A 20477-nucleotide genomic window follows, 5' to 3' on the forward strand; every position below is an offset into this window, starting at 1 on the left:
CGCCCGCCCTCGGGCCCGCCGGGCGGGCGATGGCGGCGGCGGGTGCCGGGGCTCCGGCGGCGCTGCCCGATCTCACCGTGCTGATCGGGGAGCGGGAGGCGCACGTGCGCAAGCATCCCGGGGACGACCAGTCGTGGGCGGTGCTCGGGGCCGCCTACGTCGAGCGTGGGCTTCGGACGGCGGACTCCGCGTACTACCCCAAGGCGGAGGAAGCGCTGCGTACGTCGCTCAAGACACGGCCGGAGGGGAACGCGCAGGCGCTGACGGGCATGGCGGTGCTCGCGAACGCGCGGCATGACTTCCGCGGGGCGAAGAAGTGGGCGGAGAGCGCGGTCAAACTGTCCCCGAAGCGGTGGTCGACGTATCCCGCACTGATCGACGCGTACAGCGGCCTGGGTGACGCGAAGGGCGTGGGGAAGGCCCTGGAGACGCTCCAGGAGCTGAACTCGGGCGCCTCTGTGATGGCCCTGTCCGGGCAGGTCTACCGGGACCGCGGCTGGCGCGAGGACGCGGCATCGAAGCTGATGGACGCCGCGGCGCTGGCGGAGGGGCCCGCGGCGAAGGCGGCGTGCCTGTACCGGGTGGGCGAGCTGTCGTGGGAGCGGGGCGAGCCGTCGGAGGCGTTGCGCTACTACGAGGCGGCGCTGCTCTCGGACCCGGACCACCACCCTTCCCTCGCCGGGAAGGGCCGCGCGCTTGCGGCACTCGGCCGTACGTCGGAGGCGCTGCGTTCCTATCAGAGCGCGCTGGTGAGGCAGCCTGCTCCGGGATACGCCCTGGAGCTCGGCGAGTTGTACGAGTCGCTGAAGCTGGCCCCTGCCGCGCGGGCGCAGTACGACGTGCTGCGGGCCCGGGTGAAGCAGGAGGGGTTCAACGGCGTCAACGACGAACGGATCCTCGGCCTTTTCGAGGCGGACCACGGGGACGCGGAGGCGGCGGTGGACCGTCTGCGGAAGGAGTTCAAGCGCCACGGCAGTCCGGAGGTGGCGGATGCGCTGGGCTGGGCGTTGCATCGGGCCGGTGAGGGGAAGGAGGCGCTGAAGTACGCGACCCGGGCGACGAAGAAGGGGCCGCGGAGCGCGGTGTTCGCTTACCACCGGGGTGAGATCGAGCGGGAGCTCGGCAGGTACGGGGCTGCGCGGCGCCACATCGGCGAGGCGCTCCGCCTGAACCCCCACTTCTCACCACTGCTGGCCCCGGAGGCCGAGGAGGCAATGAACGCCCTGGGCGACCCCCCAGAGGGCGGCCCAGAAGAAATGTACGCCCCCACCCCGCAGGCAGCGCCGCCAAGCACCCCCCGACCCCCCTCGGAAGCCCAACCAAAACCAACCCCCCGCACCACCTCCCCCCAAACCTGACCTCCCCCTACGGACCACCGCTGCGCGCCAGACATCTCCCGCCCACGCACCCGATGCCCTGCGGGGTAATCGGGTGGGTGGGCGGGGAGCATCCGCCGCGGAGCGGCGAGCAGGGGGGGCGCTGAGGCCGTGCGGCCAGTTACAGCGGGGCCGTGCCGATCAGGGCGTTGCGGGTGATCAAGCCAGTCAGGGCCGGCTCCCGGAGGGACTCCGTGGCCGGAGGGCGGCGGGGCAGGACCATGTAGCGGGTCTCCGCACTGGAGTCCCAGACCGTGATCTCCGTGTCGAGGGGCACGGCGAAGCCGAACTCCGCAAGCACCGCCCTCGGTTCACGCACCACGCGCGAGCGGTACGCCTCGCTCTTGTACCAGCTGGGGGACGGGCCAAGGAGCCGTACCGGATAGCAGGAGCAGAGCGTGCAGACGACGACGTTGTGCGTGTGGGCGGTGTTCTCCACCACCCGAAGACGCTGGGGCTGGACCCCGCCCGCCGCATAACCCAGCTCCGCCACCGCCGACGTACCGTCCGCGAGAAGCCGCTCCTTGAACGCCGGGTCCGTCCACGCCCGCGCCACCACCCGCGCCCCGTTCAGCGGGGACGACCCGGCGAGGAACGCGTCGAGGGCCTCGTCGAGGGCCGGTCCGGCGACGATTCCCCGGTCCTCCAACAACGCTTCCAGGTCGCGTACTTGACGAGAGATCAGCGCATCCGAGTGCGTACCGGACATCAGTTGCCCTCCGGTTCCAAGTAGCTCTCCCACAGGTCGAGCACCACCCCGTGCTCCCCCTCGCCCCACAGCTCGCGCGCGGCGAACCGCACCGCGTACACCTGCTCCACGGGCGCGTCCCCCCGCCCCTGCGCGCTGACGTCCGCCAGCGGGTGCCTGCCCTCGGGCTCGATCACCACGCCCCGCTTGCCCCGGGCGTACCGCGGCAGGCGGGTGTGGTGCGGTGGGTCGTGGTGGACGGTGCGGACCTCCGCGCCCGCGACGAAGCGGTCAGGCATCCGGACCACCCGGAGCACCCGGAAGCTCGTCCGCCGTCACCACGCCCTTGCGCACCAGCAGCACCCGGATCGCGTGGAACCACCGCTCGTAGTACGACGCCGCCAGGTACTCCCCCGGCGGCATCGTCTCGACGGCGTCCCTGAACTCGTCCAGGTTGTAGACGCCTTCACGCACCAGCGCACTGTTGAGCGCGAACACCCGCGCCTCCCAGTCCGCGTGGAAGGGCTCCGTGTCGTCGGTGGTGTCGATGGGCCCGAAGCCCGTCATCCCGCCGACGTCATTGATCCTGGCCATGCCCGCACTCTAGCCAGCAATCCCTCGGGCCGCCCCCAGAGACGGCACTCCAGAGACGGCCCTCCACAGCCACAGAGGCCCCTAGAGGTTGCCGCGCTTCTCCTGCTCCCGCTCGATCGCCTCGAACAGCGCCTTGAAGTTGCCCTTGCCGAAGCCCATCGAGCCGTGCCGCTCGATCATCTCGAAGAAGACGGTCGGGCGGTCCTGGACCGGCTTGGTGAAGATCTGCAGCAGGTAGCCGTCCTCGTCGCGGTCCACGAGGATCTTCAGCTCGCGCAGGGTGTCGACGGGGACTCGCGTCTCGCCGGCCCAGTCTCCGAGCGTGTCGTAGTACGAGTCCGGGGTGTCGAGGAACTTGACGCCGGCCGCGCGCATGGTGCGTACGGACTCCACGATGTCGTTCGTGGCGAGCGCGATGTGCTGGACGCCCGCGCCGCCGTAGAACTCGAGGTACTCGTCGATCTGGGACTTCTTCTTGGCGATGGCGGGCTCGTTGATGGGGAACTTCACCTTCAACGTGCCATCGGCCACGACCTTCGACATCAGCGCGCTGTACTCGGTCGCGATGTCGTCGCCCACGAACTCCTTCATGTTCGTGAAGCCCATGACCTTGTTGTAGAAGGCGACCCACTCGTTCATCTTGCCGAGCTCGACGTTGCCGACGCAGTGGTCGATCGCCTGGAAGGTCCGCTTGGCCGGCGGCTCGACGATCGGGGAGGCGGCCGTGAAGCCGGGCAGGTAGGGGCCGTCGTAGCCGGTGCGCTCGACGAGCGTGTGGCGGGTCTTGCCGTACGTCGCGATGGCGGCGAGCACGACCGTGCCGTGCTCGTCCTTGACCTCGTACGGCTCGGTGAGGCCGCGGGCGCCGTGCTCGACGGCGTACGCGTACGCGGCGCGCGCGTCCGGCACCTCGATGGCGAGGTCGACGACGCCGTCGCCGTGCTCGGCGACGTGGCCCTCGATGAAGTGGCCCCAGTCCGTCGATGCCTTGATGACGGAGGTCAGGACGAAGCGGGCCGCGCCGTTCGTGAGGACGTACGAAGCGGTCTCGCGGCTGCCTGTCTCCGGGCCCGCGTACGCCACGAGTTTCATGCCGAAGGCCGTGGAGTAGTAGTGCGCCGCCTGCTTGGCGTTGCCCACGGCGAAGACGACGGCGTCCATTCCCTTGACCGGGAAGGGGTCGGCCTCGCGCGCGATGTGGGGGGTGGCCGTGTGCTGGGTGTTCGCGGTAGCTGCCATGTCCGCAGGCTCCCGCCGTATCGCAAGGTGCGCAATAGTTTGCGTATTCGGTGGGCAATCTGCTCAGCCACGGGCCAGGATGAGCGGGCTATCTGTACATGATGACCACCTCGGAAGCGGAGATGAGCACACCATGGCGATCGATCATCTGGACGGCAGGCTCATCGTGCTGCTCGCCCGCGAGCCGCGCATCGGCGTCCTGGAGGCCTCCCGCAGGCTCGGTGTCGCGCGCGGGACCGTGCAGGCCCGGATGGACCGCCTTCAGTCGAACGGAGTCATCCGCGGCTTCGGCCCGGAGGTCGACCCGGCCGCCCTCGGCTACCCCGTCACCGCCTTCGCCACGCTTGAGATCAAACAGGGCCAGGGCGCCGACGTACGGGCGCATTTGGCGACGGTCGCCGAGGTGCTCGAACTGCACACCATCACCGGCCACGGCGACATGCAGTGCCGCCTCGTCGCCCGTTCGAACGCCGATCTCCAACGTGTGATCGACCGGGTCGTGGGTTTTGATGGCATCGTCCGGGCCTCCACGGCGATCGTCATGGAGAACCCTGTTCCGCTGCGGATCATCCCGCTGGTCGAACAGGCGTCAGAAGACACCTGATGCGGGTAGGTAGGGAAACGAACAGCCGAACCGAACACAGCTGAACAGTCGAACGGACACAGCGCAGTACGACCCCACGACGTACGCAGCACGCGGGCGCCGGGAGACTCCCGGCGCCGTCTGAACCGCGCCTGGGCGAGGTGAGCAGTTCAGTGAACTTCTGGGACTACCTCGGCAACCGCCACCAGCAGTTGCTGACGGACGCGTACCAGCACGCCAGTGCGGTCTTCCAGTGCATGGTCGTGGCGACCGTCATCGGAGTACTGATCGGCGTCATCACGTACCGCAGCGAGTGGGCGGGCAATCTGGCCACGACCGCGACCTCCACCATCCTGACCATTCCGTCGCTCGCCATGATCGGTCTGCTGATCCCCGTCGTCGGCCTCGGTGTCGCACCGACGGTCATCGCGCTGACCCTCTACGGCCTGCTCCCCATCGTGCGCAACGCCATCGTCGGCCTGCGCGGCGTGGATCCCTCGCTTGTCGACGCGGCGAAGGGCATCGGGATGTCGCGTGCCGCACGCCTGGTGAAGGTGGAACTCCCGATCGCCTGGCCGCCGATCCTGACCGGCATCCGCGTCTCCACGCAGATGCTGATGGGCATCGCGGCCATCGCCGCGTACGCGTCCGGGCCCGGCCTCGGCAACGAGATCTTCCGCGGCATCGCCTCGCTCGGCAGCAAGAACGCGCTGAACCAGGTGCTCGCGGGCACGCTCGGGATCATCATCCTGGCGCTGCTCTTCGACGCCGTGTACGTCCTGATCGGCCGCCTGACCATCTCGAGGGGTATCCGTGTCTGAGTCCGTGTCCGAGTCCGTGTCTGAGACCACCGCGACTTCCACCGACGGGGCGACGGCCGATGGCGCGGCGGCCCCGAACGCCACCACGGGCGCGACGATCGAGCTGGAGAACCTCACCAAGCGGTACGCGGGCAGCGGCGACCCCGCGGTGGACAGCGTCAACATGGAGATCAAGGCGGGCGAGATCGTCATCCTCGTCGGCCCTTCGGGCTGCGGTAAGTCGACCACGCTGAAGATGATCAACCGGCTCATCGAGCCGACCAGCGGCCGTATCCGCATCGGCGGCGAGGACGTCACCGACATGGACCCGGTGAAGCTGCGCCGGAAGATCGGCTACGCGATCCAGTCGTCCGGCCTCTTCCCGCACATGACGGTCGCCCAGAACATCGCCCTCGTGCCGAAGATGATCGGCTGGGGGAAGTCGAGGATCAAGTCCCGGGTGGAGGAGATGCTCGACCTCGTCGGGCTCGACCCGGCGGAGTTCCACGGCCGCTATCCGCGTCAGCTCTCCGGCGGCCAGCAGCAACGCGTGGGCGTGGCAAGGGCGTTGGCGGCCGACCCGCCCGTCCTCCTGATGGACGAGCCGTTCGGCGCGGTCGACCCGATCACCCGCGACCACCTCCAGGACGAGCTGATCCGGCTCCAGCACGAGCTGCACAAGACGATCGTCTTCGTCACGCACGACTTCGACGAGGCCATCAAGCTCGGCGACCGCATCGCGGTCCTTCGGGAGCGCTCGCACATCGCGCAGTTCGACACCCCGGAGGCCATCCTCACCAACCCCGCCGACGACTTCGTCTCCGGTTTCGTGGGCGCGGGCGCGGCCCTGAAGCGGCTCAACCTCACCCGCGTACGCGACGTGGAGATCGCCGACTTCGCGACGGTGACCGTCGACGACCCGCTCCAGACCATCTTCGACAAGCTGCGGGCCAGCGGCACGAACGAACTGCTGCTCCTCGACAAACGCCGCCGCCCCTACAAGTGGCTGCGGCGCGGTGATCTGATGCGCGCCAAGGGCTCGCTGGCCCGCGCGGGCACCCTCGTCCACGACACGGTCACCCGCGACGCCACCCTGCGCGACGCGCTCGAAGCGGTCCTCACGGACAACGCGGGGCGGGTCGCGGTCACCGGGCGGCGCGGTGAGTTCACCGGCGTCGTGGACATGGAGACGCTGATGAACTCGGTCCACGAGATGCTGGAGGCCGACCGGCTCGATGCCGTGGAGCACCAGCATGAACTGCAGGAACAGCGTGCCGAGTTGACCCACCACGAGCAGGAGGGCGACGGAGGAGGGGCGGCGAAGGCGTGACAGGCATCCCCGGGAGCAACCCCCGGATCCCCGACCGCAAGCCATCGCCCGACGACGGGCCCGACCCCCGGCCCGAAGGCGAGCACGAGGTCAAGGGCCATCACTTCCGTGACACGGGCGAGGCGGAGCCGGAGCCCCCGCCCTCGGCGGCGGCGGCCGTGGCCACGGGCCGGGCACGGCGGATCGGCTGGCAGAAGCTCACGATCCTGCCCGCGTTCCTGGCGCTCGTCCTGCTGCTCACCTGGTGGTGGTTCGAGCAGGCCGACCTGGACTCGATCTCGAAGAACGCCCTGGCGGACGGCAATGTGTGGCTCAGGCTCCGCCAGCACATCCAGCTGACGGCCATCTCCACCTTCTTCGTACTGATCATCGCGATCCCGCTGGGCATCCTGCTGACCCGCAAGAAGCTCCGCAAGGGGGCACCCCCGGCGATGGCCCTGGCCAACATCGGCCAGGCGACACCGGCGATCGGCCTCCTCGCCCTCCTGGTGATCTGGATCGGCATCGGCGAGAAGGCGGCCCTGATCGGCATCATCATCTACGCCGTCCTGCCTGTCCTCTCCAACACGATCGCGGGCCTGAACGCCAACGACCCGACGCTCCTTGAGGCCGCGCGAGGCATCGGCATGTCGACGTGGGGGGTCCTCGGCAAGGTCGAACTCCCGCTGGCCGTACCGCTGATCCTCGCGGGTGTGCGTACCGCGCTCGTCCTGAACGTCGGCACGGCGACGCTCGCCACGTTCGGCGGTGGCGGCGGACTCGGCGACCTCATCACCACCGGGATCACCAACCAGCGGATGCCGGTGCTCATGCTCGGCTCGATCCTGACGATCGCGCTCGCGCTCCTCGTGGACTGGCTGGCCTCCCTGGCCGAACTGTTCCTGCGTCCGCGCGGCTTGGAGGCAGGATCATGAGGACGAGTACCAGTACAAGTACGAGTACCAGTACGAGGATGACATTGCGTACGGCGGCCGTGGGCGTGGTGGGCGCGGCCCTGCTCGTGAGCTGCGGCCTCACCAGCGGCAGCCCGATGGTGGACGACGTCAAGCCCGGCACGATCGGCAAGGGTCTTCCCCTGAAGGGCGCCGACCTCACCGTGACATCCAAGGAGTTCACCGAGCAGCTGATCCTCGGCGCGATCATGGGCATCGCCTTCGAGGCGGCCGGCGCGGACGTCCTTGACCGGACGGGCATCCAGGGCTCGATCGGCGCCCGCGAGGCCGTCAAGGGCGGTGACGCGGATGCCATGTACGAGTACACGGGCACCGCCTGGATCACGTACCTCGGCAACTCCGATCCCATCGACGACCCGCAGAAGCAGTGGGCGGCGGTGCGTGACGCGGACAAGAAGAACGGCATCACCTGGCTGCCGCCCGCGGAGCTCAACAACACCTACGCCCTTGCCATCAACCAGAAGAACGAGGCCAAGTACAAGACGAAGACCCTCTCCGACGTGGCGGCCCTGTCGAAGTCGGACCCGAAGGCGGTCACGCTGTGCGTGGAGAGCGAGTTCTCCTCGCGCGAGGACGGTCTGCCGGGCATGCAGAAGGAGTACGGGATGAAGATCCCCAACTCCAACATCACCAAGATGGACACCGGGATCATCTACACCCAGGTCTCCAAGGGGTCGTGCACGTTCGGCGAGGTCTTCACCACCGACGGCCGCATCAAGGCGATGAACCTGTCGGTGATGGAGGACGACAAGCACTTCTTCCCGAACTACAACGCCGCCCCGGAAATCAACAGCAAGGCGCTGAAGGAGCACCCGGAGATGGCGGAGGTCCTGGCCCCCATCACGAAGAAGCTCAACAACACGGTGGCCCAGGAGCTGAACTCCAAGGTGGACGTGGAGGGTCAGGATCCGCATGCGGTGGCGTTGGAGTGGATGGTGCAGGAGGGGTTCGTCAAGGAGTGACGCCCGAATTCACCCTGCCCTGCCAGGGTGCGCCGGACCTACGGTGGGCCGCATGAGAATCACGGTCGATCTCCCTGAAGACCTGCTCCAGGAAGCCGAGTTGCGGGCTGCGCGCAGAGGCGTCGCCGTCAGCGTCGTGATCGCCGACGCGCTGCGGGAGGCATTCGCGCGGGAGGAAGTGCCGGAGTAGCGAGATCCGGGCATGCAAAGACTCCGTTGCAAAGAAAGGGTTGCAACGGAGTCTTTGCATGTCTACGGTTGAGGCATGACGGACGGCACGACAGATCCCGAGAGCCGCAAGATCCACACCCTCACCCCTCACTCCCTGCGGGGCCTGGCCCATCCCCTGCGCATCCAGCTGCTCACCTCGCTGCGGAAGCAGGGCCCGGCCACCGCATCCCAACTGGCGGACCGCCTGGGCGAGTCCAGCGGCGCGACGAGTTACCACCTGCGCCAGCTCGCCGCGCACGGCTTCGTCGAGGACGCGCCGGGGCGGGGCAAGGGACGCGAACGCTGGTGGCAGTCGACGCACCAAGGCACACGCCTCGACGAGTCGCTCATGGCCGACCCGGACCCGACGGTGCGCGGCGCGGTCGCCGTCTACCTCCACGAGGTGGCGGCCTTCCACGCCTCGGAACTCTCCACCTGGATCGGCACGCAGCACGACTGGTCCCCGGAGTGGACGGAGAGCGCCGACATCAGCGACTACACCCTGCGCCTAACGCCCGAGATCACCGCCGAACTGAACGGCAGGATCACCGAACTCATCGAGAGCTACCGCCCGTTGGCGGTCGACGAGAACACCCCGGACTCCGCGAGGGTGCGCCTGCACACCCACATCTTCCCGACGCACTACACCGAGTGAGAGGCCTCAGCCATGCACCCCGACGTACACCTCGTGCTGCACCGCACCCGCGCCGCCGAACTCCACCAAGCGGCACCCTTACGGAATAGCCGCCCCCACCTACGTACTCAACTCGGCTGGACCATGGTGGAGTTAGGACTCCGCCTGGTCAGCAGCTCGGAACCTTCTCGCCCCGCTCCAGGGAACGCAACGCGTCAACCGTTTCCTTCAGTGTCGTGACCGGGATCAGCTGAAGCCCCTTCGGCAGCTCCGCCTCGGCGTCCGAGCACTCCGCCTTCGGGACCAGGAAGACGCTCGCGCCGTCCCGCTTCGCGGCCTGTGTCTTCATCGAGACGCCGCCGACCGGGCCGACCTTGCCGTCGTCGGAGATCGTGCCGGTGCCCGCGATCTTCCGGCCGCCCGTCAGGTCCCCTCCGCTTCCATTGCCGTCGATCAGGTCGATGACGCCGAGCGAGAGGAAGAGGCCCGCGCTGGGGCCCCCGATCTTGCCGAGGTCGACCTTGACCTTCACCTTGTCCGTGCCGTCCACCCCGTTGGCCTCGAGGTAGGCGAGCGCCGCCTCCGTGGCCGTGTCCTGCGACTTCTTCATGTCGCCGAGGTTGTGCTTCTCGACTTCCTTCACGTTGTCGCCGGTGGGGTACACCGAGTCCTTGGGCATCACGGAACGGTCCGTGCGGAACCAGCCGTCCACCACGTCGCTCAGGCTCACGTCCGTGTCGGGCCCGGTGGCCACGATCGTCGTCATCCGCAGCTGCCCGCTCGTCTCCCGGGTGGGCGCACCGCTGATCGTGATGACCCGCTTGCCCTCGCTCTCACCCAGTACGTTCGCCGTCGACCCCGGCTGGGCCACGGCGAACGGCAACGGCGCCAGGGCCGTGACGGCGAGCAGGGCGACCACGGGGGCAGCACAGACGGCGAGGGCCTTGGGGCGCGTGAGGCGAGAGAGGGAGAACACGGGGTCAATCTAACGTGACCGGTTCCATGACCGGATCAGCGGACAGGGCTCAGCGCAACGCGTCAGCTACTTCGCGGGCCGCGTCCACCACCCGCGGCCCCACCCGCTCCGGCACGGAGTCCGACAGCATGACGACGCCCACGCTCCCCTCTATGCCGGTCACGCCGACCAGAGGCGCCGCCGCCCCACTCGCCCCCGCCTCCAGCTCGCCGTGCGTCAGCGCGTAGCCGGGGTCGGTGGCGAGCCCCTGCCGGGCTGCGAGGATGGCGCGGCCCGCTGCGCCCCGGTCCAGGGGGTGCCGGAAGCCGGTGCGGTAGGCCACGTGGTAATCCGTCCAGGTCGGTTCGACGACGGCGATGGCGAGGGCCTCGGTGCCGTCGACCAGCGTCAGGTGCGCCGTCGCGCCTATGTCCTCGGCGAGGGAGCGAAGAGCGGGCAGCGCGGCCTCGCGCACCAGCGGATGCACCTGGCGGCCGAGGCGGAGCACCCCCAGGCCGACCCTGGCCCGGCCGCCCAGGTCACGGCGGACCAGGGCATGCTGCTCCAGGGTGGCGAGGAGGCGGTACACCACGGTGCGGTTCACACCGAGCTTGTTCGACAGCTCGGTGACGGTGAGCCCGTGATCGGTGTCGGCCAACAGCTTGAGGACACGCAGTCCTCGGTCGAGCGTCTGGGAAGTCTCCGCGGTCACGACGCCCACTCCTTAGGTGAGGGTCGACGGCCCCTTTACGCGGCGGTTGCGTCGCCGGTCCCGTGGGCGACGCGCGTCAGAGGCCGCCGGTCGGAACTCCGGCTGCGCTCCGCGGCGGCGCTGCCACGGGGCGTGTACGTTGCGGGGACATTAGCGAGGCCGTCCCGCTCAGCGGAAGACTCCGTCCAGAATCCGGGCACGAGGCCGGTTGTTAGGGGCGCAATGCCCCATACGCGGGGCACGCGGACAGGGGTGTGCACGACTCCCGCACAAGGAATCCGCACTTGGAACGCGCCCCTCCTCCCCCGCGCCGGTCATCCCGGCGCGGGTCAGTCCCCAAGCCGGTCATCCCCGCACCGGAGAGGCCCGCCCTACTTCATGCGGGTGGCCCACTCCCCGACCTTCGCGATCCGCTGCCGCAGCTGTCCTGCGGTGGCCTCCGCGCTCGGCGGCCCGCCGCAGGTGCGCCGCAGCTCAGTGTGGATCACGCCGTGCGGCTTCCCGCTCTGGTGGGAGTACGCGCCGACCATCGTGTTGAGCTGCTTGCGCAGTTCGAGCATTTCCTTGTGGGAGACCACGGGCCGCCGCTCGGCGGGCAGTTCGAGAAGATCGGCTTCCTCGTCGGGCCGCTTCTTGCCGTGCGCGATCTGCCGTGCCTGCCGCTTCTGGAGCAGCATCTGCACCTGGTCGGGTTCGAGGAGACCGGGGATGCCCAGATAGTCCTGCTCCTCCTCGCTCCCCGGGTGGGCCTGCATCCCGAACTCGGCACCATCGAAGAGCACCCGGTCGAACACGGCATCGGACTCAAGAGCCTCGAAGGAGAACTGCTCCTGCTCGCCGGTGTCCTCGTCCTGCTCCTTGTTCGCCTCGTCCATCTCCTGCTCGGACTCGGCGTACGGGTCCTCTTCCCCGTCCTTCTTCGGCTTGTCGAGGACGTGGTCGCGCTCGACCTCCATCTCGTTGGCGTGGCCGAGGAGGTCGGGGACGGTGGGCAGGAAGACGGACGCGGTCTCGCCGCGCCGCCGGGAACGCACGAAGCGTCCGACGGCCTGCGCGAAGAAGAGGGGGGTGGAAATGGTGGTCGCGTACACACCCACCGCGAGGCGCGGCACGTCGACGCCCTCGGAGACCATCCGGACCGCGACCATCCACCGGTCGTTGCTCGCGGTGAAGTCGTCGATCCGCTTCGAGGCGCCCGTGTCGTCGGAGAGGACGACCGTGGCCTTCTCCCCGGTGAGCTCGCGGATCAGCTTGGCGTACGAGCGGGCGGAGTCCTGATCCGAGGCGATCACGAGCCCGCCCGCATCCGGGATGGCCTTCCTGACCTCGGTGAGCCGCTGGTCGGCGGCCTTGAGAACATTCGGCATCCACTCGCCGCGCGCGTCCAGGGCCGTCCGCCACGCCTGCGAAATGGCGTCCTTGGTCATCGGCTCACCGAGCCGCGCGGCGATCTCGTCACCGGCTTTCGTGCGCCAGCGCATGTTGCCGGAGTAGGAAAGAAAGATGACGGGCCGCACGACGCCGTCGCCGAGCGCGCTCCCGTATCCGTACGTGTAGTCGGCGGCGGACCGCCGGATGCCGTCGTTCCCTTCTTCGTACGCGACGAAGGGGATCGGATTGGTGTCGGACCTGAACGGCGTACCGGTGAGCGCGAGGCGCCGCGTCGCGGGCTCGAAGGCCTCGAGGCAGGCCTCGCCCCACGACTTCGAGTCACCGGCGTGGTGGATCTCGTCGAGGATGACGAGCGTCTTGCGCTGCTCGACGCGGTTGCGGTGCAGCATGGGCCGCACGCCCACACCGGCGTACGTGATGGCGACGCCCTGGTACTCCTTGCTGAGCGGCCCCGCGCTGTACTCCGGGTCCAGCTTGATCCCTATCTTGGCCGCGGCCTCCGCCCACTGCTTCTTCAGGTGCTCGGTCGGCGCGACCACCGTCACCTGCTGCACGACATGGTGGTGCAGCAGCCAGGACGCGAGCGTCAGCGCGAAGGTCGTCTTGCCGGCGCCGGGTGTCGCGACGGCGAGAAAGTCACGCGGCTGCTCCTGGAGATACCGCTCCATCGCCCCCTGCTGCCAGGCACGCAGCTTGTTGGCGGTGCCCCAGGGGGCGCGGCCGGGGAAGGCGGGAGAGAGGTGGTGGGAGGCGGAGGACGCTGAGGCGGCGGTGGTAGTCACGGTCTCCGTGGTCTGGGTCGGGCGGCTCGGCTACGTATGACAACCGGGCCACCCTACCGGCGGACCCCCGGCGTCAACACGCGGACGACGCCGGGACGCCCGTGGGTGGGATTCACGTCACAGGGCGGACCGAGTCAGCGTGCGAAGCGCGGCAACTGGGCGGCGGTCTTCGGGACGTCCAGGGCGCCCTGGCAGACGTCAAGTACGAATTTCTCGGCCTCGTCCACGTCGAAGTCCGCGTCCAGAGGGTGCCCATTCATGTGCAGGAAGACCCAGGTCGCGTACCAGGCGATGCGCTTGTTGCCGTCGACGAGGGCATGGTTGCGGGCCAGGGACTCCATCAACGCCGCGGCCTTCTCCCATACGTCCGGGTAGGCGTCCTGCCCGAACACGCTCGACTGGGGGCGCGCCAGGGCCGAGCCAAGAAGACCGTAGTCGCGCACCTCGTCCGCACCGAGCCGCTTAGCGAGGTTCAGCAACTCGGGCAGAGTGAGGTAGTGCATCAGGCGAGCCTCCGGTTCAGTTCCGCGCTCGCCTTCAGCACGTGGTCGGCGGCCTCGTTGAAGAGCCGCGCGTGCTCGTTTATGGCGGCGATCACCGCGTCGTGCGCGAACGTCTGCATGCTGCTCCCCTCTGCCGCCGCACGCTCACGCAGGGCGTCGAGCTCTTCGTCCGTGAATCGCAGGTTCAGTCCAGCCATGCGTCAACGGTACCGCGTGGTACCACTCGGTGTCACCGGGATTCCGCCCGCATCCGCGTAGCCACCCAAGCCCCCACCAGCGCGACCGCCGCCATCGGCAGGAAGACGGCGACGAAGGCCCCCGGGTGGGACCCGCTCGCCTCGGCGGCGCTGTGCGCGCCGACCATGCCCCCACCCAACGCGGCGAAGGCGGCGCCTCCGGCGGCCAGGAGCAGGGCATTGGAGAGGCCGTCGGAGATCTGCAGGGCCGCGGAGTTCGAGCCCGCGTCCTTCGGGGGAGAGAGGCGCAGGAGCAGCACGCTCGTCGAGCCGATCACCGTACCCATGCCGAGGCATCCGAAGGCCCAGGCCACCGCCACGATCCAGACGGGCACGGCATCGATCAGGACCGTGGGCGCGGTGGCGATGGCGGCGGCGACCAGGAGCATCCCGACGACCATGAGCCACGTCCGGTGCGGCTCCATGGCAGGCCGCGACTGTACGAACGACCCGAACGCCCAGGTCGCACCGCCCACGGCGAGCGAGAGCCCCGCCATGGTCGGCGAGAGCCCGCGCTGGGTGACCAGCATCAGCGGCACGAAGGACTCGGCGGCGATGAAGGACCCGGCGGCGATGCCCCGCAGCAGCACGACGGAGGGCAGCCCCCGGACGGCCCGGTACGTCCCGCGCGGCAGCAGCCCGAGGACGGCGGGCACGAGGACGACGGCGCCCAGCACTGCGGGCAGCAGCGAGAGCCAGCGCAGATCCTGCCCGGCGTACTGGAGGAGCCCGGCCCCCAGCGAGATCCCGAGCGCGAGCCGCACACGCCGCCGGTCGAACGCTTCGACGGGCGCGGACGGATCAACGGGCCCGGAGGCGGTGCGGCGAATGGCAGGCAGCGCGAGGGCGAGCGGCCCCAGGACGAGGACGGGAATCCCGACGAAGACCCACCGCCACCCGAGGTGCTCGGTGACCGTCCCGGCGACCAGCGGCCCGACCACGGACGGCACGACCCAACTGGCCGCGAACGCCGCCAGGATGGACGGACGCAGATGCTCCGGATAGGCCCGGCTGACGACGACGTACAGCGCGACGATGACGAGCCCACCGCCGAGCCCCTGCACTGCACGGCCCAGGATGAACATCCACATGGCCCCGGCGGTCCCGGAGAGCAGCAGCCCCGCCGCGAAGGCGCCGATCCCGGTGGCGAGCGGCCCGAGTGGCCCACGCCGGTCGGCCCACTGCCCGGAGAGCACCATGCCGAAGAGGCTGGTGGTGAAGTACGCGGAGAAGCCGAAGGCGTAGAGGGAAACCCCGTCCAGCTCCCGGGCCGCCACCGGCATCGCGGTCCCGACGGCGGTCGCCTCGAAGGCGATGAGCAGAACCACGGAGACGATGCCGAGACTGAGCGCCCGATAGGGGGCGCGCAGGACTCCACCCCCGGACTCCTCGGACGGCGATATCGGTGCGTCGTGGGTGACGTCGGTGTCACCGGGGTCCAGGGCGGCCATGCAGGCCAGCGTAAGGGGCGTAGCGGCCGGTGACCCCTGTCCGGAGTCGGTGACCTTCTGGTCCCTTGGTCGTACGCCTCCGGCTCCCCCGTGGATCAGCAGGTGCCGTCGGTGACCTCGGCGCTCACCAGGTGGTCCGTGCGCGAGACGTGCATGCAGTAGACGTCCTTGGTGTGGGCGGTGCTGACTTCGTAGCGGTCGTCGGGCATCTCGTGAACGCGAAGTCCGTTCGCATGGGCCGGACCCTCACCGGTGGCCTCCATGGCGCGCTCTATGCGCCCCTCATAGCCACTGCCGTAGCCGCTCTCGTATCCGGCCGGACTGTCGTCGTACTCACCGTCCAGCTCGTCGGTGACCGCGTACACGGACCCCCTCCAGAACTGCGACCACTGCGACCGGGCCTTCCGCGCCCCAAGGCCGGGCCGCTGCCGCGACTGCACCGCATCCACCCTTGCCGGGGCCGCATAACGCCGTACCCCAGCAGGGCCGTTTTATGCCCTTTTGTGGGAAAATTGAGAGGGGTATCGCCCCCATGGGACCGGGAGGCCGATCATGGGAAACGCGCGCGAGGTCATGGACCAATTCACCGAGGCGCTCACCGGAACCGGGGATTCCAAGGCCAGAACCATCGCAGAGTGCTTCGCATCTGATGCGCTCGCCGTCACGCCGGACCAAGGCGAGATCCGGGGACGGGAGAACATCGTCGAGTACCTTCTCGAGCTGGTGGAGGCGGTACCGGACGCCACATTCGAGTCCGAGTACAAGCACGAGGCGGGGAACACGGCGATCGACGAGGGGTTCCTCAGCGGAACGAACACCGGCCCGGTGGTCTTGCCCTCGGGGGAGACTCTGCCGGCGACCGGGAAAGAGGTCAGGCTCCGGGGGTGCGACACAGCCACGGTCGAGGACGGTCAGATCGTCAGCTATCGGCTCTACTTCGATCAGATGGATTTCCTCGGGCAGCTGGGGCTCTTGCCGGACCTGCCGTCCTGAGCAGGTTCATGAACGGGGTGTGGCAGTCCCGTTGCGGGCCGGGCGAATCCCTTGAACGGGCCAACGGCAGACGTCTACGTTCGGGGTGTCGAGTTCGACGTGTGGAACCGAACTTGGCCGTGTGCCCGAGTGGCTTAGGGGCTGGACTGCAAATCCAGTAACGCGGGTTCGATTCCCGCCACGGCCTCCAGCGATCGAGGGGTGGTCCCGTCCGGGGCCGCCCCTCGATGCGTTGCGAGGGGCTAGACCCGCGCCTCGTCGAGCCCCGCGAGAATCGCGTCCACCGTCTCGTCGACCGTCAGGTCACTGCTGTCCAGCCAGAGCCCGATCCTCGGGGTCGTGGACCGCAGGCCCGTGTCCAGGTCCTCCACCGTCCATGCGCCGTAGCCGGTCTTTCCGCGACCGGCCTCCCGCGCGGCGACAGACTCCGGCCTCGGAGCGAGCACGACCACGTGTACCGGGCGCGTACGCAGCAGATCCACGTACGTCTTCAACTCCTCGCCCAGGATGACGTCCTGGACCACCGCGACGAAGCCGGCGGCCGCGTACGCGTCGGCCGTGGACGCCGACAGGCCGTACCGCAGCCGGAGTTGGGCCGCGGCCTCGTCCGACGCGCCGGGCTCGTACTCCTGGCCGCCCGACACGATCATCCGGCGGAAGACATCACCCCGCACGTGCGCCGCGCGCGGCAGCCGCTCGGCGAGGGCCTGCGCCACCGTGGACTTGCCCGAGGCCATGATGCCGGTGATGACGACGACCCCGCTCAGCGGAGCCGAGGTCACGTCGCCACCGCTGCCTGCGGGCGGATCGGCAACCTGTTCACCGGCCGCCCCGTCGCCGCGCGAACCGCCGACGCCACCGCCGCCGGAGTCGTCACGACCGGCACCGCGCTCGCCGCCTTCGCGCCGAAGGGCGCCACGACGTCCCGCTCCTCCACCAGCTTCACGAGGCGGATGTCCGGGGTGTCAAGGGCGGTCGGGAGCGCGTAGCCCGTGAGGTCGGGGTGGCGGACCAGGCCGCGCGGCGTACGGAGGTTCTCCGTCAGCGCCGCGCCGACTCCCTGCGTGACGCCCGCCTCGATACGTACCTTCAGCTGGGTCGGGTTCAGGATGCGGCCCACGTCCTGGGCGACCGCCAGCTCCACTACCCGGATCGAACCGATCTCGATGTCGACGTCGACCACTGCGCGGATCGCGCAGAACGCCATCCCTACGAACGCGTCGCCCTGGCCCGCCTCGTCGAGAGGCTCGGTGGGGTGCGGGCGGCACTGAGCCGTGGCCCACAGTTCCTTGCCGTCCATCGCCTCCGTCACCGTCGTGCTCAGCACGCCGTCGTACGAGGTGATCTTGCCGTCGGTGATCTGGAGCAGCTCGGTCGACATACCGAACTTGTGGGCCAGGGGCTGGAGGAGCTGCGTGCGGACCATCTTCGCCGCGCGCTCCACCGCGCCGCCCGACACCCATGTGTGGCGGCCGTGGCAGCTCGGGCCTGCTGGAGGCTGGTCCGTGTCGACCGGGGCCACGCGGACGTCGTCGATGCCAAGGGTCTCCTGGACGATCTGGCGGGCGAGCGTGGAGAAGCCCTGGCCCGTCTCGACCGCCGCGCAGATGACGGTCGCGATGCCGTCGTGGACCTTCACCGTGGCCGTGGAGACCTCGTCCGTGCCTTCGGCGCCCAGGAGTTGGACCATGCCGAGGCCGTAGCCCACGCCCCGCCGGATGGCCGCCGGTTCGCCCGCGCCCTCGGGGCCGCCTGGCAGCAGCCACTCGTCCTCGGGGGTGTCCTTGGGCAGCTCGGGGAGGGGGAAGTCCCGTACGGCGGCGAGGAGTTCGGCCACCGGGGCCGGGCACGTCACCGTCTGTCCGGTGGGCAGGATGTCGCCCGTGGCCATCGCGTTGCGCAGCCGCAGCTCCGCCGGGTCGATGCCCAACTTCTTGGCGATCTTGTCCATTTGGGCTTCGTACGCCGCGCACACCTGCATGGCGCCCTCGCCCCGGACATGCCCGGAAGGCGGGTTGTTCGTGCGGACCGCCCAGCCCTCGATGAAGGCGTTCGGGACGACGTACGGGCCGCAGGCGAAGGAGACGGCCGCGGCGAGCGCGTCCGACGACGTGTCCGCGTACGCGCCCGCGTCGAGCAGGACCTGCGCCTCCACCTTCACCAACTTGCCCTCGGCGTCCGCGTGATGGCGGTAGCGCAGGAGAGTGGGGTGGCGGTGGGCGTGGCCCAGGAAGGACTCCTCGCGGGTCGCCGTCAGCTTCACCGGGCAGCCCGTCGTCAGCGCGAGCAGGCCGAGCGGCAGGTGGAAGCTGGCGTCCTCGCGGTCGGCGGTCGCGCCGGGGACGCCGGTCACGACGACCTTCACGACGTCCGGGTCGATGCCGTAGCAGGCCGCGGCCATGTCGCGGTCGGTGTGCGGGTCGGTGGAGGCGATGTACAGCTCCACGCCCCCGTCGGGGCGGGGCACGGCCAGACCCGCCTCCGCACCGATCGGCGCGGGATCCTGGCGGCCGATGCGGTAGAGGCCCTCGACGACGAGCTCGCCCGCCGCCTCCGGGTCGCCGTGCCGCAGCGGGATGTGCCGGATCAAGTTGCCGTCGGGGTGCAGGGGTTCGGCCGCGAAGGCCTTCTCCGGATCGGTGACCGGCTCCATCAGCTCGTACTCGACGAAGATGGCCGCGGCGGCCATCCGCGCCGTGTCGGGGTGGTCGGCGGCCACGGCGGCGATGGCCTCGCCGTGGTGGCGTACGACATCGGAGGCGAAGACCGGGCGGTCCGCGGTCTTGCGGCCGTGCAGCGCATCGCCGGGCACGTCCTCGTGCGTGACGACGGACCGCACGCCCGGCATCTCGCGCGCCTGGGACGTGTCGATCGAGACGATGCGCGCGTGCGCGTGCGGCGAGCGCAGGACGGCCGCCCAGAGCAGCCCCTCCGCCCACAGATCGGACGCGTAGGGGAACGTGCCCTCCGTCTTGGCGCGGGCCTCGGCGGACGGCAGCGATGCGCCGATGCCGTGCGGCAGCGGCTCGGGGCCGGGCTGCGGATCCACTGCGGTCGCGGTGTTCCCGTTCCCCGCGGCTTCGTTGCTCACGCCTGGCCTCCGTCCTGGCCGTACGGTCCTTCGTACGTTCCGTCCTGCGCCGCCGGGTTGACGCCTCCGGCGCCGGGTCCCGCCTGGTGCGGAATGCGCGCCTCGCCCGTCATGTCGCCGTGGGCCGTCGACTCGGTGGCGGCCGCGGACGCCTCGCGCTCGGCGACCACTTCCTGCACGGCGTCGAGCACGCCGCGGTAGCCGGAGCAGCGGCAGAGGTTGCCGCACAGGGCGCGGCGGGTCTCCAGGTCGGACGGGGCGGGGTTGCCTTCGAGCAGGTCGTGCAGGGTCATCGCCATGCCCGGTACGCAGAAGCCGCACTGGACGGCACCGCAGGCGGCGAGCGCCCGCTGCACGTCGGAGGGTCTGCCGTCGACGGCCAGGCCCTCGACGGTGCGCACCTCGCTCCCGGCGGCGGTGGCCGCGGGCACCAGGCAGGAGGCGACGAGACGGCCGTCCACCTGGACGTTGCAGGCACCGCACTCGCCCTGCGAGCAGCCGTCCTTGGCGCCCGCGAGGCCGAGGCGCTCGCGCAGGACGTAGAGGAGGGACTCGCCGATCCAGGCGTCGGTGACGGGGCGGTCGGCGCCGTTGACGCGCAGGACGTAGGAGCAGAGGGGGTGTTCGTCGGAGAGGGGGGCGGTGGTGGCCGCCGCTTCGGGCTCGGGGTCAGGGTCGGCGTCGGGGTCGGCGTCAGCCTCGGTCTCGGCGTCGGTGTCCGCTTCGGCCGCGGTGTCCGCTTCGGCCTCGATCTCGGCTTCGGGCTCCGGCTCTGGCTCCGGCTCTGGCTCTGCGGGGACGTCGGGCACCTCGGGTGCCACGGGCACCTCGGGCACCACGTGCATCTCAGGAGCGACCGGCGGCTCGGGGACGAACGCTTCCGGGGGCGCGACGGGCTCGTGACGCTGCGGCTGCGGCTGCTCGACGTGCGGCTGCGGCTGCTGCGGCTCGGCATACGCCTGCTCCGCCGGCTCCGACCACGGCGCACCCGCG

The 20477-nt window shown here is 69.9% G+C and carries 23 protein-coding genes and 1 tRNA gene; 10 read left to right on the plus strand and 14 right to left on the minus strand.

Features of this window, described 5'->3' with window-relative positions; all coding sequences use genetic code 11:
- On the plus strand, positions 1–1358 hold a 1358-nt coding region (locus tag ABD378_RS40105; RefSeq protein WP_344529690.1), incomplete at its 5' end, for a tetratricopeptide repeat protein.
- A 139-nt stretch (positions 1359–1497) separates the two neighbouring features.
- On the opposite strand, the gene ABD378_RS40110 is transcribed toward ABD378_RS40105, so the two are convergent.
- The 4 genes from ABD378_RS40110 to hppD form a co-directional block, all read right to left on the minus strand.
- A complete protein-coding gene (locus ABD378_RS40110; protein ID WP_344529692.1) occupies positions 1498–2085 on the minus strand; it encodes a nitrile hydratase subunit alpha in 588 nt (195 codons plus the stop codon).
- Positions 2085–2363 (minus strand): SH3-like domain-containing protein, encoded by a 279-nt coding sequence (locus tag ABD378_RS40115; RefSeq protein ID WP_344529694.1) that lies wholly within the window; start codon positions 2361–2363, stop codon positions 2085–2087. The genes ABD378_RS40110 and ABD378_RS40115 overlap by 1 nt, the downstream gene beginning before the upstream one ends.
- Positions 2356–2658 (minus strand): hypothetical protein, encoded by a 303-nt coding sequence (locus tag ABD378_RS40120; protein ID WP_344529696.1) that lies wholly within the window; start codon positions 2656–2658, stop codon positions 2356–2358. Before ABD378_RS40120 ends, ABD378_RS40115 begins: the two co-directional genes overlap by 8 nt.
- Before the next feature lie 81 nt (positions 2659–2739).
- Positions 2740–3897, minus strand: coding sequence for a 4-hydroxyphenylpyruvate dioxygenase (hppD, locus tag ABD378_RS40125; RefSeq protein WP_344529698.1), 1158 nt, complete (start codon positions 3895–3897; stop codon positions 2740–2742).
- 133 nt (positions 3898–4030) lie between these two features.
- Here hppD and ABD378_RS40130 point away from each other — a divergent pair, with 133 nt between their 5' ends.
- The 7 genes from ABD378_RS40130 (at position 4031) to ABD378_RS40160 (ending at position 9390) form a co-directional block, all read left to right on the plus strand.
- The gene (locus ABD378_RS40130) at positions 4031–4501 is read left to right on the plus strand and encodes an Lrp/AsnC family transcriptional regulator (RefSeq protein ID WP_344529700.1); all 471 of its coding nucleotides are present in this window, start codon (positions 4031–4033) and stop codon (positions 4499–4501) included.
- Between the two features lie 152 nt (positions 4502–4653).
- The gene (locus ABD378_RS40135; protein ID WP_344529727.1) at positions 4654–5301 is read left to right on the plus strand and encodes an ABC transporter permease; all 648 of its coding nucleotides are present in this window, start codon (positions 4654–4656) and stop codon (positions 5299–5301) included.
- A gap of 97 nt (positions 5302–5398) precedes the next feature.
- A complete protein-coding gene (locus ABD378_RS40140) occupies positions 5399–6610 on the plus strand; it encodes a betaine/proline/choline family ABC transporter ATP-binding protein (RefSeq protein ID WP_344529729.1) in 1212 nt (403 codons plus the stop codon).
- 5 nt (positions 6611–6615) lie between these two features.
- Positions 6616–7524, plus strand: coding sequence for an ABC transporter permease (locus tag ABD378_RS40145; protein WP_425583969.1), 909 nt, complete (start codon positions 6616–6618; stop codon positions 7522–7524).
- Positions 7525–7562: 38 nt separating this feature from the next.
- Positions 7563–8525 carry a glycine betaine ABC transporter substrate-binding protein gene (locus ABD378_RS40150; RefSeq protein WP_344529702.1) on the plus strand — a complete coding sequence of 321 codons (963 nt, stop codon included), beginning with the start codon at positions 7563–7565 and terminating at the stop codon, positions 8523–8525.
- A 52-nt stretch (positions 8526–8577) separates the two neighbouring features.
- A complete protein-coding gene (locus ABD378_RS40155) occupies positions 8578–8715 on the plus strand; it encodes a hypothetical protein (RefSeq protein ID WP_249589659.1) in 138 nt (45 codons plus the stop codon).
- Positions 8716–8790: 75 nt separating this feature from the next.
- Entirely contained in the window at positions 8791–9390 is a 600-nt protein-coding gene (locus tag ABD378_RS40160) for an ArsR/SmtB family transcription factor (RefSeq protein ID WP_344529705.1), read from the plus strand.
- Between the two features lie 148 nt (positions 9391–9538).
- On the opposite strand, the gene ABD378_RS40165 is transcribed toward ABD378_RS40160, so the two are convergent.
- From ABD378_RS40165 to ABD378_RS40195, 7 genes are all read right to left on the minus strand, one after another.
- Positions 9539–10345 (minus strand): S16 family serine protease, encoded by an 807-nt coding sequence (locus ABD378_RS40165; protein ID WP_344529707.1) that lies wholly within the window; start codon positions 10343–10345, stop codon positions 9539–9541.
- Between the two features lie 49 nt (positions 10346–10394).
- Entirely contained in the window at positions 10395–11036 is a 642-nt protein-coding gene (locus ABD378_RS40170) for an IclR family transcriptional regulator (RefSeq protein ID WP_344529709.1), read from the minus strand.
- A gap of 371 nt (positions 11037–11407) precedes the next feature.
- Positions 11408–13210, minus strand: a complete 1803-nt coding sequence (locus ABD378_RS40175; protein ID WP_344529711.1) for a DEAD/DEAH box helicase — start codon at positions 13208–13210, stop codon at positions 11408–11410.
- Between the two features lie 134 nt (positions 13211–13344).
- Positions 13345–13713 carry a type II toxin-antitoxin system death-on-curing family toxin gene (locus ABD378_RS40180; protein ID WP_344529713.1) on the minus strand — a complete coding sequence of 123 codons (369 nt, stop codon included), beginning with the start codon at positions 13711–13713 and terminating at the stop codon, positions 13345–13347.
- Entirely contained in the window at positions 13713–13910 is a 198-nt protein-coding gene (locus ABD378_RS40185; protein WP_344529715.1) for a hypothetical protein, read from the minus strand. The genes ABD378_RS40180 and ABD378_RS40185 overlap by 1 nt, the downstream gene beginning before the upstream one ends.
- A gap of 32 nt (positions 13911–13942) precedes the next feature.
- On the minus strand, positions 13943–15400 hold the full coding sequence (locus ABD378_RS40190; protein WP_344529717.1) for an MFS transporter: 1458 nt from the start codon (positions 15398–15400) through the stop codon (positions 13943–13945).
- Between the two features lie 95 nt (positions 15401–15495).
- On the minus strand, positions 15496–15765 hold the full coding sequence (locus tag ABD378_RS40195; RefSeq protein ID WP_344529719.1) for a hypothetical protein: 270 nt from the start codon (positions 15763–15765) through the stop codon (positions 15496–15498).
- Between the two features lie 187 nt (positions 15766–15952).
- On the opposite strand from ABD378_RS40195, the gene ABD378_RS40200 reads away from it, so the two are divergent.
- Together ABD378_RS40200 and ABD378_RS40205 are read left to right on the plus strand one after the other, a co-directional pair.
- Positions 15953–16393 carry an ester cyclase gene (locus ABD378_RS40200; protein WP_344529721.1) on the plus strand — a complete coding sequence of 147 codons (441 nt, stop codon included), beginning with the start codon at positions 15953–15955 and terminating at the stop codon, positions 16391–16393.
- Positions 16394–16508: 115 nt separating this feature from the next.
- Positions 16509–16583: transfer RNA gene (locus tag ABD378_RS40205), tRNA-Cys, on the plus strand.
- Between the two features lie 52 nt (positions 16584–16635).
- On the opposite strand, the gene ABD378_RS40210 is transcribed toward ABD378_RS40205, so the two are convergent.
- The 3 genes from ABD378_RS40210 to ABD378_RS40220 form a co-directional block, all read right to left on the minus strand.
- Positions 16636–17130: an AAA family ATPase gene (locus ABD378_RS40210; RefSeq protein ID WP_386546785.1), complete on the minus strand. Its 495-nt coding sequence runs from the start codon at positions 17128–17130 to the stop codon at positions 16636–16638.
- Between the two features lie 41 nt (positions 17131–17171).
- Complete coding sequence (locus tag ABD378_RS40215; RefSeq protein WP_344529723.1) at positions 17172–19484, minus strand: xanthine dehydrogenase family protein molybdopterin-binding subunit; 2313 nt, start codon at positions 19482–19484, stop codon at positions 17172–17174.
- The coding region (locus ABD378_RS40220) for a (2Fe-2S)-binding protein (RefSeq protein ID WP_344529725.1) at positions 19481–20477 on the minus strand (997 nt) is incomplete at its 5' end. The genes ABD378_RS40220 and ABD378_RS40215, both read right to left, overlap by 4 nt.

The organism is Streptomyces rectiviolaceus, from assembly GCF_039533825.1.
GTDB classification, from domain to species: domain Bacteria; phylum Actinomycetota; class Actinomycetes; order Streptomycetales; family Streptomycetaceae; genus Streptomyces; species Streptomyces rectiviolaceus.

Excerpts from the sequence above, each read along its gene's own strand:
- ABD378_RS40110 (WP_344529692.1), bottom strand. The coding sequence starts at position 2,085 with ATGTCCGGTACGCACTCGGATGCGCTGATCTCTCGTCAAGTACGCGAC.
- ABD378_RS40115 (WP_344529694.1), bottom strand. The coding sequence starts at position 2,363 with ATGCCTGACCGCTTCGTCGCGGGCGCGGAGGTCCGCACCGTCCACCAC.
- ABD378_RS40120 (WP_344529696.1), bottom strand. The coding sequence starts at position 2,658 with ATGGCCAGGATCAATGACGTCGGCGGGATGACGGGCTTCGGGCCCATC.
- hppD (WP_344529698.1), bottom strand. The coding sequence starts at position 3,897 with ATGGCAGCTACCGCGAACACCCAGCACACGGCCACCCCCCACATCGCG.
- ABD378_RS40130 (WP_344529700.1), top strand. The coding sequence starts at position 4,031 with ATGGCGATCGATCATCTGGACGGCAGGCTCATCGTGCTGCTCGCCCGC.
- ABD378_RS40150 (WP_344529702.1), top strand. The coding sequence starts at position 7,563 with ATGACATTGCGTACGGCGGCCGTGGGCGTGGTGGGCGCGGCCCTGCTC.
- ABD378_RS40155 (WP_249589659.1), top strand. The coding sequence starts at position 8,578 with ATGAGAATCACGGTCGATCTCCCTGAAGACCTGCTCCAGGAAGCCGAG.
- ABD378_RS40160 (WP_344529705.1), top strand. The coding sequence starts at position 8,791 with ATGACGGACGGCACGACAGATCCCGAGAGCCGCAAGATCCACACCCTC.
- ABD378_RS40180 (WP_344529713.1), bottom strand. The coding sequence starts at position 13,713 with ATGCACTACCTCACTCTGCCCGAGTTGCTGAACCTCGCTAAGCGGCTC.
- ABD378_RS40185 (WP_344529715.1), bottom strand. The coding sequence starts at position 13,910 with ATGGCTGGACTGAACCTGCGATTCACGGACGAAGAGCTCGACGCCCTG.
- ABD378_RS40190 (WP_344529717.1), bottom strand. The coding sequence starts at position 15,400 with ATGGCCGCCCTGGACCCCGGTGACACCGACGTCACCCACGACGCACCG.
- ABD378_RS40200 (WP_344529721.1), top strand. The coding sequence starts at position 15,953 with ATGGGAAACGCGCGCGAGGTCATGGACCAATTCACCGAGGCGCTCACC.
- ABD378_RS40210 (WP_386546785.1), bottom strand. The coding sequence starts at position 17,130 with ATGGCCTCGGGCAAGTCCACGGTGGCGCAGGCCCTCGCCGAGCGGCTG.